The organism is Thermogemmatispora tikiterensis (genome assembly GCF_003268475.1).
Taxonomy (GTDB): domain Bacteria; phylum Chloroflexota; class Ktedonobacteria; order Ktedonobacterales; family Ktedonobacteraceae; genus Thermogemmatispora; species Thermogemmatispora tikiterensis.
Genome location: NZ_MCIF01000002.1, coordinates 3,847,659 through 3,865,463 on the forward strand (window position 1 = coordinate 3,847,659; position 17,805 = coordinate 3,865,463).

General features: G+C 60.2%; 12 protein-coding genes and 1 tRNA gene. 9 read left to right on the top strand and 4 right to left on the bottom strand.

From position 1 onward, the window contains the following. Positions 1 to 22 precede the first annotated feature (22 nt). Complete coding sequence (locus A4R35_RS15450; protein WP_112434239.1) at positions 23 to 1,468, bottom strand: aldehyde dehydrogenase family protein; 1,446 nt, start codon at positions 1,466 to 1,468, stop codon at positions 23 to 25. 166 nt (positions 1,469 to 1,634) lie between these two features. Further along, complete coding sequence (locus A4R35_RS15455; RefSeq protein ID WP_112430875.1) at positions 1,635 to 2,528, bottom strand: fumarylacetoacetate hydrolase family protein; 894 nt, start codon at positions 2,526 to 2,528, stop codon at positions 1,635 to 1,637. A gap of 416 nt (positions 2,529 to 2,944) precedes the next feature. On the opposite strand from A4R35_RS15455, the gene A4R35_RS15460 reads away from it, so the two are divergent. After that, on the top strand, positions 2,945 to 3,793 hold the full coding sequence (locus tag A4R35_RS15460) for a class I SAM-dependent methyltransferase (RefSeq protein WP_112430877.1): 849 nt from the start codon (positions 2,945 to 2,947) through the stop codon (positions 3,791 to 3,793). 7 nt (positions 3,794 to 3,800) lie between these two features. Then, a complete protein-coding gene (locus A4R35_RS15465; RefSeq protein ID WP_112430879.1) occupies positions 3,801 to 4,772 on the top strand; it encodes a class I SAM-dependent methyltransferase in 972 nt (323 codons plus the stop codon). Between the two features lie 50 nt (positions 4,773 to 4,822). Here the strand turns inward: A4R35_RS15465 and ppk1 are convergent, their stop codons facing one another. After that, positions 4,823 to 6,991: a polyphosphate kinase 1 gene (gene ppk1, locus A4R35_RS15470; protein WP_112434241.1), complete on the bottom strand. Its 2,169-nt coding sequence runs from the start codon at positions 6,989 to 6,991 to the stop codon at positions 4,823 to 4,825. Positions 6,992 to 7,298: 307 nt separating this feature from the next. Between ppk1 and A4R35_RS15475 the strand changes: the two genes are divergently transcribed. From A4R35_RS15475 to A4R35_RS15505, 7 genes are all read left to right on the top strand, one after another. Then, positions 7,299 to 7,383 (top strand) — tRNA-Leu (locus A4R35_RS15475). 649 nt (positions 7,384 to 8,032) lie between these two features. Further along, complete coding sequence (gene tig / locus A4R35_RS15480; RefSeq protein ID WP_112430881.1) at positions 8,033 to 9,508, top strand: trigger factor; 1,476 nt, start codon at positions 8,033 to 8,035, stop codon at positions 9,506 to 9,508. 51 nt (positions 9,509 to 9,559) lie between these two features. Continuing rightward, a complete protein-coding gene (gene clpX, locus A4R35_RS15485) occupies positions 9,560 to 10,840 on the top strand; it encodes an ATP-dependent Clp protease ATP-binding subunit ClpX (RefSeq protein WP_112430883.1) in 1,281 nt (426 codons plus the stop codon). A gap of 462 nt (positions 10,841 to 11,302) precedes the next feature. Then, complete coding sequence (gene lon / locus A4R35_RS15490) at positions 11,303 to 13,954, top strand: endopeptidase La (protein WP_112430885.1); 2,652 nt, start codon at positions 11,303 to 11,305, stop codon at positions 13,952 to 13,954. A 549-nt stretch (positions 13,955 to 14,503) separates the two neighbouring features. Further along, on the top strand, positions 14,504 to 15,025 hold the full coding sequence (locus tag A4R35_RS15495) for a DUF4870 domain-containing protein (RefSeq protein WP_223258355.1): 522 nt from the start codon (positions 14,504 to 14,506) through the stop codon (positions 15,023 to 15,025). A gap of 281 nt (positions 15,026 to 15,306) precedes the next feature. Next, positions 15,307 to 15,882, top strand: coding sequence for a DUF4870 domain-containing protein (locus tag A4R35_RS15500; RefSeq protein ID WP_112430889.1), 576 nt, complete (start codon positions 15,307 to 15,309; stop codon positions 15,880 to 15,882). Positions 15,883 to 16,251: 369 nt separating this feature from the next. Then, complete coding sequence (locus A4R35_RS15505; RefSeq protein WP_112430891.1) at positions 16,252 to 16,890, top strand: DUF4870 domain-containing protein; 639 nt, start codon at positions 16,252 to 16,254, stop codon at positions 16,888 to 16,890. Positions 16,891 to 17,063: 173 nt separating this feature from the next. Here A4R35_RS15505 and A4R35_RS15510 read toward each other — a convergent pair whose 3' ends face one another. After that, on the bottom strand, positions 17,064 to 17,465 hold the full coding sequence (locus A4R35_RS15510) for a MerR family transcriptional regulator (RefSeq protein ID WP_112430893.1): 402 nt from the start codon (positions 17,463 to 17,465) through the stop codon (positions 17,064 to 17,066). Positions 17,466 to 17,805: the final 340 nt, after the last annotated feature.

The window sequence follows — 17,805 nt, forward strand, 5'->3', positions numbered from 1 at the left end:
TGCTCAGCTCAGGAGGGGAGGCTCAGGGCAGCTGGTCGATATAGACGGTCTTCCACTGTGTGAAGAACTCGCGTGCCGCTTTCCCCTGCTCACGAGAGCCGGATGAACTATCTTTCATTCCGCCGAAGGGCACCTGGAACTCCAGGCCCGCCGACTCCTGATTGATCTTGACGACGCCAGCCTGGATCTCGGAGGCGAAGCGCAGCGCCAGCGAAAGGTTGTTCGTAAAGAGACTGGCCGATAGGCCGAAGGGCGTGGCGTTCGCCAGAGCCACTGCCTCCTCGAAAGAGGCGGCGGGCAGGAGGGCGGCCACAGGGCCGAAGATCTCCTCCTGGGCAACATGGCTGCCCTGGTCGAGGTCGGTGACAATGCTGGGCCGCACGTAATAGCCCTCGCCATTGATCGTTGTGGCCTCGCCGCCAGCCAGGAAACGCCCACCTTCGCGGCGCGCTAGCTGCAGATAGCCGCTGACCTTCTGCAGCTGGTCCTCGGAGACCAGGGGACCGACGCGCGTGTCTGGCTCCAGCGGATCGCCAAGTTTCCAGCTCTGGGCCAGGGCCGCCAGGCGCTCCTGAAACTCTGGCAGGATGGCCCGCTCAACGATCACACGGCTGGTAGCCGTGCACTTTTGTCCCGCGCTCAGGAACGCGCCGCGTGCGACCTGCTCGACAGCGACGTCGAGATTGGCGTCCGCCAGCACCACCGCCGGATTCTTTCCACCCATCTCCAGTTGTACTTTTTTTCCGTGCTCGATGGCCTTATGCTGCAAGGCTCGACCAACGACATTCGAGCCGGTGAAGGTGATGGCATCGACCTCTGGGTGGGTCACCAGGATATCACCCACCTCGGAGCCTTTGCCAAGAACCAGGTTGAGCACACCAGGCGGCAGGCCAGCATCGAGCAAAGCCTGGACCAGGTGCACCGCCGTCAGAGGTACCAATTCGGCGGGCTTCCAGACCACGGTGTTGCCATAGGCCAGGGCCGGGGCGATCTTCCAGGCAGGGATGGCAATCGGAAAGTTCCAGGGTGTAATCACGCTGACCACCCCGACCGGCTCGCGACGGGCATAGAGAAAGGTCACGCGCGAGCTGCTCGGATAGGTCTCGCCATCTGGCTCCAGGGTCTGCCCCGCGTAGTAGCGTAGAATAGAGACCGCGCGCCTGGTTTCGCCAATGGCCTCAGCCAGCGTCTTGCCCTCCTCGCGTGTCAGATCGCGCCCAACGCTCTCGACGCGCTCCTCCAGCAGCTCAGCGGCCTTGCGCAGGATGTCGCCCCGCGCCGGCGCTGGTGTTGCCCGCCAGGCGGCAAAGGCCGAGCGCGCGGCCTGCACCGCCTCAGCCGCCAGCTCCGCCCCTGCCAGCGCAGTCCGCGCCACCACCTCGCTCGGGTGGGCCGGGTTCAGATCGTCACTCAAGCGCACGCCATCGCGCCAGGCGCCGCCGATATACGAGCGCAGTTCAACGGTCATAGAGAGTCCACTCCTTCCTCTATCTCTGCTCATCAAGTCAAGACAGGCACAGAACCCCAGGCCTGTTTCGCCAGTAACGCTGGTCTCTGTCTGGGCAGCGACGGCCAGGGCCGGGGTGAGATCGGCGCCTCCCTCGCCCATCTCATTGCCAGGCACTCCTGGAGGATCAGCAGCACTGGCCTCCGCTCGCCGCTTTCAGGGCCTGTTTGCCACGCACTACCCGGTTGCGCAGCCTTCCAAGACCTGTGATCGCGATGCTGACCACATCACCGGCCTGCAAGCTAAATGGTCGCTCTGGCACCAGCGCGGTGCCGCTGCAAAGAAAGACGCCAGCGGGAAACTCATCCTCGCGGAAAAGATAGGCAACCAGCTCTTCCAGGCGGCGCCGCAGGTCAGCGGTCGAGCTGCGTCCCTGCCAGCAGAGCTGACCGTTGCGCTCAATGGTCAGCTCGATACTCAAGGAGTAAGGGTCGGAGATCTCCCAGGCCGGGACGATGGCCGGACCAAGGGCACAGCTGCCGGCATAGACCTTGGCCTGGGGAAGATAAAGGGGGTTCTCTCCTTCGATGCTGCGGGAACTAACATCGTTGCCGATGGTGTAGCCGACGATCTCTCCGTGGGCATTGATGACGAGTGTTAGCTCCGGCTCGGGTACGTCCCAGTCGGAATCGGCACGCACGGCGATGGCTGCCTCGGGACCAGCTACCCGCCGCGGGTTGGCCTTGAAGAATAACTCGGGACGCGCTGCTGCGTAGACACGCGCATAGATGTCAGGCGTGGCGCTCTCTTCGCGCCTTGCCTCCTCGGAGCGTTTGTAAGTGACCCCTGCCGCCCAGACTTCGCTCTCTCCGTCAATCGGTGCGAGCCAGGGTGGCCTGGCCTCTACTGGCTCGGCGCGCGCAGCTACCGCGCTCAGGAGGGCGCGTAGCTCGGTGGTGCGTAGGGTCCAGAGGTCAGAGAGACGCTGCCCGCCCTCGGGAAAGGCCCGCACTGTGCCCTCATCAGTGAGCAGCCCCACCCGCTCGCGACCGTCCGCGGCGCGGTAACGAATGATCTGCATGGCTATGCTCCTTGTCCTTGCCCGTGGTAGCGATGCGGAAGCTCCATCGAAAGTGCATCTTCTAACCATATAGCCCCCGTGAGCCAGCCTGTCAACCTCTGCCGAGCAGCAAATTCGCTCGTTCCTCCGACGCTGACTCCCTGTTACTGAGGAATGGCTCGCTCGTCATTATCAATGCATATTTATAAAGTACATTATTGTTCAGCTGCCGCTTGAACAGGGATGAGGGCACTGCGCCACCAGATCCTTGTTCGTGCCGCCAGCCAGCCGGGAAGCGGCCTGTGAGGCGACCGGACTCGTGCCAGAGATCAAAGAAGGCGAGAGAGCGTAGCGCTACGGCCAGCGGGTCGGACTTGCTCGCAGACGGCGCGATAATCTACTGAGTGCGCACAGGTTGGGGCAGAGGGCAGTACGTGATGGATCGCACCCATGCTGGGGAACAACTCTCATACAGTATTCCAGAACTAGAGGAGCTGCAGCATCTGTATCGTGCACAACACGGTCTCTTGCCACCGGAGATCGATGTCAGGCGTCTCAAGCGGGTCCTGCACCTGAGCTACGGCGATCTGGCCTGGGCGCCAGCGCTGGCGCGTGCTCATCCGTCCATCAGTGTTGTGGCCCTCTTTGCCAGTCCCCAGGCACTGGCTGCTTGCTGGCGACAGCTTGATCTGGCCACCCTGCGACGGCTGAGCATCGCTGAGATTGATCTCAGCGGAGCCATTCCCTTCTCCGCCGACTTCTTTGATCTGGTGCATCTCTTCCTCATGGGGCCGCTGTTGCGTCCTACAGCCTGGCCAGCCTTATTGCACGAGTGTCGACGCGTGTTGCGCCCCCGTGGTCAGATCAACATTGTGGCCTTTCTCATTGGCCCCTCTTCCAGCGCCGCCTACCAGTCTCTCCGTTCCCTGGCTGCTGCCGCCTGGCAAGGGCTGGGCTACAGTTTTGCCAGCGTCGAGGAAGGGGGTGGGGGTCTGTTCGTCGACTGCGGCGTTCACCTGTGCCATCTCCTGCGGCAGCAAGGATTTGGACAGGTGCGCTATCGGCTCTATCCTGTAGACCTGGGCGGCTGGAACAATCCTGCGGGCCGGGCCTGCTCTCGGCGCCTGCTTCAGGATCTGGCCCTGCAGAAGGCCCTCGTCCTGGAGCAGGGCGGCTGTGATGAGGTCACCTATGCCACGCTCCTCACCGAGGCGGAGCGCGATCTCGACGCCGAAGCCTTTTGTGCCTCTGGCGCCCTCATCTCGGTGACAGCGCGAAAGCGATAGAGCTGTCATGAGCCAGTCATTTATGGACAAAGGCCAGCCAAGTGGCCTCCAAGAGCGGCAGACGCGGCAGAGCGGTACCAGACGCCGGCGGGCATCCGCTCCCGCGGTTCCTGCTGACCTTCCTGTGGAAGTGCATGAAGAAAGCATTCGTCATCGCTATCTGCTGCAAATGCAAGGCGGACGTCTCTTTCCCGAGAGTATTGACATCGAGGGCGTAGAGCGGGTCCTTGACCTGGGCTGTGGCAGCGGTGAGTGGGTCTTTGCCCTGGCCCGGCGCTATCCGCAGCTTTTCATCTGTGGAGTTGATCTCGATCGGCGCCTGCTGCAGCGGGCGCAGGCCCGGCGCAACCGTGCTGGTCTCAGCCAGCTTGAATTTCGTCAGATGGACTTCACCCGTCCCTTTCCACTGGCCGAAAGCTCCTTTGACTTCCTGCACATGCGCGCCTGTGCCCGCTTTATGAGCGCCAGTGCCTGGCCGGCCCTCCTGACGGAATGTCGGCGTATCCTGCGCCCCCGCGGTTGGCTCACCCTGGTCGAAATTGAACTCTGCGACAGTAGCAGCAGCGCTTTTCTCAAGCTGCGTCAGCTCTTCAACCGCTGCTGGTACCGGCTTGGCCATGCCCTGGACGAAAGCGGACTCAGCTTCGGCATCGCCAGCCGCCTCTATGGCATGCTCCTCGCGGCGGGCCTGCAGGAGGTAGCCTACGATGTCCATATCGCTGACCTGGGGCGGCAGTCAGGCACACTGCAGGACGGCGAGGCCGGAAGCGCCGATCCTGCTGGAGCGATCAGCGCTCTGTTCCTGCAACAAAGCCTGACCGAAGTCCGCCTGGCGGCTCCGCTGATCATTCAACAGGGACTGATCAGCCCGCCAGAGCTGGCGACCCTGCTTGAGCAGGCTGAGCATGAGCTGCAGGCCCCCGACCTCTGCGGGTGGGGCGTCATCATCTCGGCCTATGGCCGGCGTCAGGAGGAGTAAATCTAATAACGGGGAAGAGCAAATGGAAGCGCCGGAGCTGCAGAACGGAGCTACGCGCCCGAAGGCAGCGCACTAATTGTCGGGCCAGCCTCATCGTTATCGTCCTCCTCCAGCAAAGGATGGCGCAGAAACCAGGCCTGGCAATCCAGCGGCGGCTCCCCCGGCTGTGGGCGAATCCGGGTGTAGGTCCCATCGGGCAGCAGCTCACGGGCATTGACCGTATCGGCCAGCAGGATCTCCAGCACCCGCTCGCGAATGGCCTGACGCAGATGGGGATCTTCGATAGGGAACAGCGTCTCTACCCGATTATTCAAATTGCGCTGCATCATATCGGCGCTGCCGAGAAACAACTCCTCGGCCCCGCCATTGTAGAAGTAGAAGATGCGACTGTGTTCCAGAAAGCGGCCTACGATACTGCGCACACGAATATTCTCGCTGATCCCCGGGATGCCAGGCCGCAGGCAGCAGATACCACGCACAATCAGCTCTATCTGCACCCCGGCCTGAGAAGCCTCATAGAGCTTGTAAATGATCTCCGGGTCGACCAGGGCATTCAACTTAAAGATCAGCAAGCCGTAGCCGTACTCGCGCCGCAGACGAATCTCCCGCTCGATGCGCTCCAGAATGCCGCGACGCAGACTGACGGGGGCCACCAGTAACTTACGGTAGGCATTCAGACGCGAGTAGCCCGTCAACGAATTGAAGAGATCCGAGATATCGGCCCCAATCACCGGATCACAAGTCAGCAAGCAGAAATCCTCGTAAGTACGGGCCGTCAGGGCGTTATAGTTTCCCGTACTCAGATGGACATAGCGGCGCAGCCCATCGGGTTCGCGGCGCACCACCAGCGCCACCTTTGCATGTGTCTTCAAACCGATCAAGCCATAGACCACATGAACGCCGGCCCGTTCCAGCGCCCGCGCCCACTCAATATTATTCTCCTCATCGAAGCGGGCCTTCAGCTCCACCAGCGTGGCCACCTGCTTCCCATGCTCAACCGCCTCCAGCAAAGCATGCACCACAGGCGAATTCGTCCCCACGCGATAGAGCGTCTGCTTAATGGCCAAGACCTGGGGATCAGTGGCCGCGGCACGAATAAAGTCCACCACCACTCCGAAGCTATCGTAGGGGCGATGCAGCAGCAGATCCTGCTCACGGATCGCTGCAAAAAGGTCACCACAATACTTCGAGAGCAAGCGAGGCACACGCGGAGTAAATGGTGGATCTTTCAGATCGGGACGATTGAGTGCATGCAACTCCATCAGATCGCCCATGCCGAGCGGGCCATCGATCACTGTGAGATCCGAGGCCTCGATCTCCAGATTATCGAGCAACAGGCTGCGGATGCGCGGCGGCATCGACGGATTGACTGCCAGATCGACCACCGACCCAAAGCGGCGCTCACGGACGCTTTTCTCCACATCCTCTAACAAATCCGAGGCCTCGTCCTCCTGCAGCTCGATATCGGCATCGCGCAAGACGCGGAACGGGTACGACTCCCAGACATCGATTCCGGGGAAGAGGCGGCTCAAGTGAGCGGCAATGACCTGCTCGATCCAGACAAAGGCCACCGGTTGCACACCTGGAGCCGTCCGGGCCTGCAGGGGCAATGGCACCTGAATAAAGCGAGGGAGACGCGGCGGGACCTTCACACGCGCGAAGCGCTCGCCGTGAACGGCATCGTTAATGACCACGGCCAGATTCAGACTGCGGTTCGAGATATGGGGGAAAGGATGGCCGGGATCGACCGCCAGCGGCGTCAGCACCGGAAAGATCTCATACTCGAAATACTCGGCCAGGGCGGCGCGCTGCTCCTCATCGAGCTGCTCATAGTCAAGAATATAGATATGTTGCTCTGCCAGACGTGGCAGCAACTCCTGACGCCAGTAGCGACGTACCTCCTGCACCAGGGGGGCCAGGCGCCGGCGCACCTCGCGCAGCTGCGCCTCAGCGCTCAGCCCGTCGGGACTGGGAGTTGTCGCGCGGGCGGCTACCTTATCCTTCAGCCCTGCCACGCGGATCATCATGAACTCGTCGAGATTCGTATCAAAAATAGACAAAAACTTTACCCGCTCCAGCAGAGGATGGCGACTATCCTGGGCCTCCTCAAAGACGCGACGATTAAACTCGATCCAACTCAACTCGCGATTGATATAGAGATCGGGTCGTTCCAGGTCCATCGAGGACGAGGTAGATGGGGAATGCGGCGGCTGCTCCATGCTCTCTTCAGCTGACCTCTGCACCTTAGCCTGGCAGGCGTCTCCTTAGCTTTATGATAGCACGTATTGTCCAGCGAGAGAGCAAGATCCCGGCCTGCCACAGCCTTCACGCCCTGCCCTGACTAACCTGGTGCTCCCCCTCTTTGGCCGGAGGAAGTGCTCACCTTGACACTGATAGCCCCCCTGATGTATCATCACTCAGGTGAGAGCGTTTCATCCCCTTACCAGACAGCAGGGGTGTGGGAGCGAGGAGCAGCACCCCTGAAGCACGACGGCTGGCAGCGTGGAAACGCTGCAAGGCCAACATGGGCGGTTGCTGAAACTGGTAGACAGGACGGACTTAGGATCCGTTGGTGCAAACCGTGAGAGTTCGAGTCTCTCACCGCCCACCATCACAAAGGTCCCGGAGTCACCTGCAGCGGGGGTGGCTCCTTCCATTCGCCAGCGGAGCGGAGCGCCTGCTTGCGGTGGCACGGACAGGACAAGGCAAAGCAAGCAAACGGCATGAAGGCTGGCGGGTAGGCAGGCTTTATCTCAGGCCCGAAGGTGGAGGAGAGGAAACTCTCTCACTAGAGGCCGGGTGGCTGATCAGCCCAGTGAGCTTGCCTGCTCAGCAGGCCCGCGCAAGACAACAAGCTACCAACAGGCTCCCCTGAGCGCCACTTCCCGCTGCGGTTCCCGTTTTGTCGTCCTGGCGGGTGAAGAAGCGAGGCAGGTTGCATTCCAGGTGGCGGGCGGAGGTTGCTGGAAAGCAGAGGGTGCAGTGCAGGTTGGCCAGAGGAGACAGCTCGCCGAAGCTTGGAAGCGAGCGCGTTGAGCAAGTAGCTTGCTCAGCGGCCCGCTGGATGCAGACGAGGAGTGGCATAGCGGGATAGTCCTGTGCCGATCGCTGTAAGACCAGATTTGTCTGTCGCGCCTTGTTCTGTTGTGCCCTGTGTCGTCACATCAGATCACACCGCTCAGCCAGTCAGTGAGACAGGCAAGTAGGCGACATGCCAGGCGGCACGTACGTACGATGATGATGCTTGTGTTGGAGGAACAGTGAAGGTCACAGTTGAGAAATTACCGACCAGCGAAGCCATCCTCGATGTAGATCTCACCTGGGAAGAGGTGGAGAAGGCTTCGGATAAGGCTTATCGTAAGCTGGTGCAGCAGGTTGATATTCAAGGGTTTCGTCGGGGCAAAGCTCCCCGCTCCTTGCTTGAGCGTAAGTTAGGCAAGGAGTACATTTATCAGGAAGGCCTTGACGACCTGATCAGCGAGGCCTACCGCCAGGCGCTCCAGGAGCACCAACTTACTCCGCTCGCGCAGCCAGAGCTGGATGCCCCCATGTTTGAAATGGGGCAGCCTTACCATTTCCGCCTGAAGGTTCCCGTCCTGACTCCCGTGGAGTTGGGTGACTACCGCTCGTTGCACTTTGAGGATGAAGAGGTAATGGTGACATCAGAGGAGGTTGAGCGGGAACTGGAGGCGCTGCGCAACCAGTATGCTGGCTGGCAGAAGGTCGAACGCCCTGCCCAGATTGGGGACCGCGTCACGGTCGATCTCAAGCTGACGGTCGAGGGGCGCACCATCTCCGACTACAAAGAGAATCCCTTCGAGCTGACCGAGAATCGGCCCGGTCTCTTCGCCGGCATGGATGAGCAAATTGTTGGCATGCAGGTCGGCGAGAGCAAGAGCTTCACTCTGACCATCCCCTCCGACTATGGCAATGAGGAGCTGGCCGGCAAGGAGGCTCACTATGAGCTGACTCTTCGTCAGGTCGAGGAGAAGGTGCTGCCCGAGTTGGACGACGCCTTCGCCGCGCGCGTCGGCCAGTACGAGACCCTGGAGGACCTGCGCAAGGTCATCAGCGATGCTATCCAGGATCGCAAAGAGCGGCAGAAGCGCCAGGAGCTGCGCGATAAGGTGCTGGAGGCCGTGGTGGCTCAGTCCAACATTGTCCTCCACCCGGTCCTGGTCAAGGAGGAGGTCGAGGACATGCTGCATGAGCTGTCCCATATGTTGGAGAGACAGCGCATGTCGCTCGATCAGTATCTCCTGCTGATGCGCAAGAGCCGCGAGGAGTACATGAAGGAGCTGGAGCCGGATGCGGAGAGGCGCGTCAAGCAGCAGCTGGTCCTGGATGAGATTGCCAGGCGGGAGGGGATCGAGGTTACGCCGGAAGAAGTGGAGGGCGTTTTCCGCATGTATGCCCAGGCGGGGCAGCCGCTGCAGCGCAGCGAGGCCCAGGTGCGGGCGCTGATCATCACGCTGCGGCGCGAAAAAGCGCTTTCGCGCCTGGTGGAGCTGGCGACACGTCCGGCGGAAGAGACGGAGCAGCAGCAAGGTGGGGAGAGTGGAGAGCAAGCGCAGCAGCCAGAGGAGACGCAGCAGAGTGAGGCCACCGCAGCTCAGCCAGAGGCCACCGCGTCGGAGCCGGGGGCCGGGCCGACTGACGAGGCGACGTCTTCCTCTCCTGCTACAATAGTAGTAGAAGACGCGGGGGCGCCGGCTGACTCCGGAGGCCAGCCGTAAGACTCCAGCCAGGACTCAAGCGTCGTAATTGAGGGAAAGGTAACAACGGACGTGGCAAACTCTAAGAATATTCGTACAACCTATCGCTGCTCTTTTTGCGGCAAGAGCCAGGATCAGGTTCAGCGGCTGATTGCCGGCCCGTCAGGGGTCTATATCTGCGACGAGTGCATTGACCTGTGCCGGGAGATCATCGAGGAGGAGCAGGCCACCTTTAGCAAGCCGCGTCTTCAGACCGGGAAGATCCCTACCCCGAAGAAGATCTATGAGCAATTGAGCCAGTATGTAATCGGGCAGGAACGGGCCAAGAAGACGCTGGCGGTGGCCGTCTATAACCACTATAAGCGCATTAGCGTGGGCATGCAGATCGATGACGTGGAGCTGGGGAAGAGCAATATTCTGCTCATCGGCCCCACCGGCTGCGGTAAAACCCTGCTGGCGCAGACGCTGGCCAAAATCCTCGATGTGCCCTTCTGCATCGCTGATGCCACGGCCCTCACCGAGGCTGGCTACGTGGGCGAGGATGTGGAGAACATTCTGCTGCGCCTGATCCAGGCTGCCGATTTCGATGTAGCGCGAGCCGAACGCGGTATCGTCTACATCGATGAGATCGACAAGATTGCCCGCAAGTCTGACAATCCCTCGATCACGCGCGATGTCTCCGGCGAAGGTGTGCAGCAAGCCCTCCTGAAGATTATCGAGGGCACCATCGCTAATGTGCCCCCCCAGGGTGGCCGTAAGCACCCGCATCAGGACTTTATTCAGATCAATACTTCGAATATTCTCTTTATCTGCGGCGGCGCCTTCGAGGGTCTCGACAAGATTGTCGAGCAGCGCCTGGGCAGCAACCGCACCATCGGCTTCAAGAAAACGGTGGCCGAGCCTGAGCAGCGCGCTCAGGAGTCCGTACTTGCCCAGGTCATTCCAGAAGACCTGCTCAAGTACGGGCTGATCCCAGAGTTTATCGGACGACTCCCCGTGGTGGTGGCCCTCGATAACCTGGATAAGGAGGCCCTGATCCGCATCCTGACAGAGCCGAAGAACGCGATTGTAAAGCAGTATCAGAAGATCTTCCAGCTCGACCGCGTTGAGTTGGTCTTTACGCCAGATGCGCTCGAAGCTGCCGCGGAGTGTGCGCTGAAGCGTAAGACCGGTGCGCGTGGCCTGCGCAGCATTATCGAGGATGTGCTCCTTGATGTGATGTACGAGATCCCTTCGCGCGCCGATGTCAAAAAGGTGATCATTAACGGTGATGTTATTGCCCAGCGGCATAAACCGCTGCTTGTGACACGCAGCGAGCGCTCTGCGGCCTATTCTGAGGATGAGTCTGCATAACGCAGACTCATCTGTTTTTCTCTAACTTTGACGAATTGTCTGCTTGATGGTGAGCGGTGGCCCGGTCAAGCACAGGGAGAAGGCCAGAGTGGTACTGTAGGGAAGCGCTGGAAAGTGATAGCGGCAGGAGAAGAAAGATCCGCCCCTGACCTGAAGCCTGAGATGAGATGCTGGAGCGTAGCCTCTTCTGGTTGCCGCTCCCGCTCGCTCCGACTGCTGTGCCGATGGTGGGAGTTGTCAGGAGTGGCCGCCTGCGATGGAAGCAGCCGGTAAGCGGCAGAGACCCCTCTGGGGAGGTCTCGCAGCCCGTCCATTCCTGCCCGCCTATAGCTCGCTGCCATGTGTCTGATTGCTGAGCCGCTTGCTTCTCTTCTGTGAGAAAGCTCTCGCAAAAAATCAACAATTATCCTGTTATAGTCTATATAGAGAAGAGAAATAATAGATAGTAGATAGGCGGAACTCATGAATGAGCAGCAACGCCCATCGGTGGAGCCAGAGACGATAGAGGTCTATCCGCTGGTAGCGCTCAAAAACATGGTTGTCTTCCCGCGCACGCGTATGTCCCTGGCGATTGCGCGCGAGAAGTCGGTGCGGGCTGTCGAGGAGGCGCTGTTACGTGCTGACCGCATGCTGGTCACGGTTGCGCAGCGTTCGTCGGAGATTGAAGATCCCCAGCCTGCGGACCTCTATGGCTGTGGTGCTCTGGTTGAAATTGTCACCGTTCATCGTCAGGCCGATGGGAGCCTGCAGGTGCTGCTCAATGGCCTGCGCCGTGTGCGCCTGTTGGAGTTTCAGGATCTGGAGCCGTTCATGCGGGTGAGCGTGGAGGTCCCTCCTGAGCCGCAGGTGCAGGGTCCCCAGGCTGATGCTCTGGTGCGTCATGCCACTAACCTCTTCGAGCATTATGCCCAGCTCAACCGTCGCTTCTCAGTCGAAGATATCAATTCGATTGTGGCTATTAAGTCACCGGCTCGTCTTGCCGATATGCTGGCCGCCCATGTGGTGAGCGATGTCGTCCAGCAGCAGGATCTTCTGGAGACCTTCGATCCCCTGGCGCGTTTAGAGAAGGTCTGTGTCTTTATCGGCAACGAGATCGAGATTCTGGAGCTGGAGTCGGTGATCCGCAATCGCGTGCGCTCGCAGGTCGACCGCTCGCAGAAGGAGTTCTATCTGCGCGAGCAGTTGCGGGCCATTCAAGAGGAGCTGGGCATGGAGACGCCTTCGGAGGCCGACGAGCTGCGCGAGCGCTTGCGCCAGAAGAATCTGCCTCCCGAGGCGGCGGCCAAGGTGCGCAAGGAGATCGATCGATTGGAGCATATGCCCCCCCAGTCGGCAGAGATCGCCGTAGTCCGCTCGTATATCGACTGGATGCTTGCCTTGCCCTGGAACGAGCGCACGGTGGATAGCTTCGATCTGGAGCGCACGCGCCGCATTCTGGATGAGGACCACTACGGCCTGGAGAGCATTAAGGAGCGCATCATTGAGTTTCTGGCGGTGCGCCAGCTGCGCCTGCAGCGCGCCAGTGAGCAGGGCCAGCCCCAGCGTGGCAGCCAGGGGCAGATTCTCTGCTTCATCGGCCCTCCCGGCGTCGGCAAGACCTCCTTGGGGCAGTCGATTGCTCGCGCCCTGGGACGCAAGTTCGTGCGCATTGCCCTGGGAGGGGTGCATGATGAGGCTGAGATCCGGGGCCATCGCCGCACCTACGTTGGCGCTCTGCCCGGGCGGATCATCCAGTCGATGAAGTCCGCAGGGGTGCGCAATCCGGTCTTTCTGCTTGATGAGATCGACAAGCTCTCGTCAGAGTATCGCGGCGACCCGGCGGCGGCCTTGCTAGAGGTGCTTGATCCCGAGCAGAACTCACAGTTCGTGGACCATTATCTGGAGGTCCCGTACGATCTCTCTGAAGTCTTTTTTATCTGTACCGGCAACGTCAAGTACCAGATCCCGCGCCCGCTGGCTGATCGCATGGATATCATTGACGTTCCCGGCTACATGCTGGAGGAGAAAGTCAATATCGGCCTGCGCCACCTGCTGCCGAAAGTCCTGGCCGAGCATGGCCTGACGCCGGAGCAGCTCAAGATTCCGCGCTCAGTAATGGAGCGCATCGTGACGGACTATACGCGCGAGGCTGGTGTGCGCAATCTGGAGCGTCAGCTGGCTACTATCTGTCGCAAAGCTGCGCGCCGTATCATTGCTCGCCCCTCCACCCACCTGCGCCTGACCACTTCCTCGCTAGAGCACTACCTGGGTATGCCCCGCTATTCGACGCCGCCGCTGAGTATGCGCATGCAGGTTGGCGCGGCGATGGGCCTGGCTGTGACCGAGAATGGGGGCATTCTCCTGCCAGTGGAGGTGGTGACGATGGCAGGCAAGGGCGACCTGCTGATTACGGGCCAGCTCGGCGATGTGATGCGCGAATCGGCCATTGCGGCCCTGTCGTACATCCGCTCCCGAGCCACTGAGCTGAACATCGATCCCAATTTCCAGGACGTCACGGATTTGCATATCCACCTGCCGGAGAACGCTATCCCCAAGGATGGCCCATCGGCAGGGATCACCATCGCCACAGCCCTGATTTCGGCCCTGACTCGCCGCCCAGTACGCGGCGATGTGGCCATGACCGGCGAGATCACCCTCCGGGGCCGGGTGCTCGGCGTTGGTGGCCTGAAAGAGAAGATCCTGGCTGCCCACCAGGCCGGCCTGCGCCATATTGTGGCGCCTGTGGAGAATAAAAAGGACCTGATGGAGATCCCGGCCCGTATCCGGCAGCAGATGCGCTTTACGCTGGTGGAGACGATGGACCAGGTGATTGCCACAGCTCTGGCCGAGTCTTCCACTGGTGAGGCTGAAGCCGACAATGACAGCCATACGCTGGCCGAACCGCAGCCGCGTCCTTTACATGTCGATGAGCGGCTACCTGCGCCACGTGGACGCTCACGCTCGCGTCATGCGGCGATTGAGAATCGGCGCGGTGAAGAGCAGGTCCATCAGGGAGAAGAGACCCAGGAGCAGCCAGCGCTGATTCTCCCCGTGCAGGAGGATCAGGCCGCCGATGTGCCACAGGCCCAGCTTGGAGCCCGTGCTTTGGATGAAAGGCCTGAAGGGGAGGCTTGAGCGCTGCTCCCCCTTCTTCCCGCCCTGCTTCCTGACCATAAGCCCTTATCTTGATCCTTTAGGAATCGCTCTCTAGGACGTTTACTCTATAGGGGATCTCTGTGCGACGCTGAGTCGTCTGAGCAAAGAAGGATGGCTGCCCATAGTGTTCCTATTGCGCCCGTGTCCTGATGATTGTACTGAGATGCAGCACGTTAGCCTGATTACTCTGCTTCGCCTGTTTAGCGAGCAACTTCACCTCTCATCCTGTCAAGGTGAGGAGTGAAGTGCCGTAAAGGGAGAGCAGAAGGAGAAGAGTAACAGAAGGGAGGATAACCGGCCAGTAAACAGGTGAAGAAGTCGTCTAGGGTCGAGCAACCAGCCAGAGCTGCATTGGACTGGGCTGCCTGATCTCCCGGTGATCCGTAGATCCTGTAATTGCACACTCGCTCCTATGGTGATAGCGCAGAGTTTCCTGAGATTACAGTTCTCTCTTGAAGAGAGAAGAAAGAGGGGCATTGACAATGAGCTGGAATCCTACTCCTGGGCAGGACCCCAATCAGCCGGCTAGTGGTCAGTACGAAGGGTACTCCCCGCAACCGGGCGGGGCCTATCGGTCCCCCCCCCAATAATCCTTCCTATGGCGGTTCGCCCTCTGGTGCCGGCTATGGGCAGGCCCAGTACGGTCAGCAGCCCTATGGAATGAGTGGAGCAGCAGGCACTCTCGGTCCCACCTCAATGGGAATGGAGGCCAACGTGGCTGCCGGCCTCAGCTATCTGGTGGGTTGGATCACTGGGTTGATCTTCTACCTCTCAGAAAAGCAGAATCGCTTTGTGCGCTTCCACGCCATGCAGTCGATCATCTGGTTCGCAGCGTTAACCATCCTTATAGTGGCCCTGGACGTCTTGGGGATGATCCCCTTCGTAGGACTGTTGACCTTCTGCTTGAGTGGGCTGGTGGGTCTGCTCGGTCTTGTTTCCTGGATTGTTCTGTTGATTATGGCCTTCCAGGGGAAGTACTTCAAGTTGCCCATTGTCGGCGACTACGCTGAGCGCTATGCTAATGCGACGCCCGTTGGGAGCAGCCTCTAAGCCAGTCTGCTCAGTGCTACACTGATGAATCCTTCAAGGGAGAAGGAGAGCGCCCAGGCGCTTTCCTTCTCTGCATGGCAGCGATCTCTCTCTTCTCAAAAGATGCTGGCTGACTGGCTTTGTCCCTCCTGTGCGGCTGCCCTCCTGCCAGATGCCGCTCGCTCGCTCTCTGATCCAGCCCGCTCTAAGTCCCCTACAACTCTGGCCGTTCCCTGTGCGTAATAACATAAGGAGAGTAATACACAGAGGCATTGTCATTCTCAAAGAGTGAGTGCAGAGGGATGAGCTGGAACCCAAATCCACAAGAACCGACACCGCCGCCCTATGAAGACCCTCAGCAGCCCTATCAGGGCTACCAGTATGGTCAGCACTATAGTGGCGGCTACGGTCAATATAGTCAGTATGGTCAGCAGCAACAGCAGCAGTACCGCTCTGGCCAGTGGGGCGGAGCGGGTTACTCGTTCGCCGAGAACGCTGCCATTGCCGCCGAGGCCAATGCACCGACTTCCTCTGGCTTGCCTGCCAATGTAGCAGCGGCTCTGAGCTACCTGCTCTTCTGGCTGAGCGGGCTGATCGTCTTTGCGACCGAGAAGCGCAATCGCTTTGTGCGCTTCCATGCCATGCAGTCATTGATCCTCTTTGGACTGGTCACTGTTGTTGTCTTAGCCTTACGGTTTATAGGCTTCATTCCTGTGATTGGCGCTCTGGCTGGTTTTCTGAGCGCGCTGATTCAGCTGCTGGCTACCCTTGGCTGGGCTGCGTTAATCGTCCTGACCTTTCTGGGACGCCATATACGCTTGCCCGTCATTGGAGACTATGCCGAGCGTTACAGCGGTCCGGCTGGCCCTGGCTTTTGAGAGATGAGCGTGGAGGCAGAAACGGCTCGCGGCCAGCAATGACCAGCCAGTCCTCTTCGCGATCTGCCGACTGGCGGCGGAGCTGCCCGCGGCGTGACGGTCGAGCGCCACGCCAGCTCAGCCCAGCCGGGGGTACAACCCTTCTCTGCAGTCCCACGTAATATGGAAGACAGGCAGAGGACTCTGAGTTGATGGGCTTGACTGAGGAAAGAGAGACCTCACCTGGCCTGGTCGTGGCGTCCTCTCTCTATCGCTATCGAGTGCGGTGCCCTCCTGGGGAGGGGCGCGGATCTGCCGTCTTCCCTCTCCAGGAATGTAGCCGCTTCCCTGAATGCAGAGCAGGCCAGAGAGCAGGAGTAGTGATTGACTATGAGTTGGAATCCAAACCAGCAGCCGGCGCAGGGGCCAGAATCACCGCAACCACAGCAGCCAGGCCCCGGCTATGGGGGATATCGGGGATACGGTAGTTACCAGCCTGGCTCGGGCAGCCCTCCCTATAGCTACAATCCCTACGGTCAGCAGCAGCAGCAGCAACAACAACAACAACAACAACAACAATATTACACCTATCAACCGCCCTCCAGCGTCACGCGTGCTGCCAGTGTCTTTGATCCCACCACGCTGAAGATGGATGCTAAAAGCGAGGCGCTTCTGAGCTACCTGTTCTGGTTTTTCACTGGCATCATCATCTTTCTGGTGGAGCGCAAGAATCGTTTTGTGCGTCTTCACGCCGCGCAATCGATCCTCTGGTTTGGGGGGCTAACCCTCCTCTTTGCCCTGGTGAAGGCTATCGGGCTTATCCCGGTACTGGGCACGTTCATTCTCGCCCTGCCCATCAGCTGTGCCACTGGCGTGATCCTGGTGGTTGGAGGACTCTCCTGGCTCTTTCTGATGCTGATGGCCTATCGTGGCTCCTCCTTCAAGTTGCCAGTGGTCGGCGATTACGCGGAGCGCCTGGCGGACCTCTTCATGAAGAAGCCGACCCAGCCTACGCCGCCCACTGCCTGACAGGAGGAAGGAGTGGGAGAAGGCCGTGGGAGACACTCCGCGAACAAGGGAGGCACGGCAGTCTCACAGCGAGGCAGGCGGACAGACAGGCTTGGCCTGTTCCTGTTCCACCCCTGGAAGCCTCACAGGCCTGCGTGGAAGAGAGCGGCTCTGGCAGGGGCGCCTGCCTCGCCTCATGAAGAAGACGAGGACGACGGCGAAGAAGGAGAAGACAGCCCCTGCTGCAGACGCTGAATAATCTCCTTGAGGCGACGCGTCTCTGCCTCGTGCTGCTCACGCAGCCGGGCGATCTCCTGTTCCATCTCCTGCTGCATTTGCTCCATGCGATCTTTCATATGGAGGATCGCCTCTACGCCAGCCAGGTTCACCCCCAGATCACGCATGAGCCGGCGGATGTGGATCACGCGCTCGATGTCCTTATCGGAATAGAGGCGTGGGCTATGGGGGCTATTGCCTTTCCGGGCAGGAGAGATCAGCCCGAGGCGCTCATAGTGGCGTAGAGTTTGTTCATGCACCTGGGCCTTCTCGGCGGCGACGCTAATGATATACCAGGCACCATCCTCACGCTCCGGCACGGTACCTCCCTCCTTCCTTCCTAGTGCTCAGGCCGTGCCTGGCCGCTGCCCGGCCTGCTCTCTCTCAGCCTACTTGAGCATGAGCCGAGCAGACAGGAGAGCGGCGGGCGAGCAAAGCTGTCTGGCCAGCCTGCCATGCTACGTGAACGCATGAGCGTGTCAGTCAACTTGCTCGGTGCAGACGGGTGATCGCGCGAGCCAGCGAGCGATCACTGCAGACGATCAGAACGATCATCAAGTCATCGTCAGCCTATAGGACCAGCGATCAGACCGGGCGGATAGACGTCGCCCCGCCCCGGGCCAGCAGGCCCGCCCTAAGCCAGCGATCTATAGAGCTGCT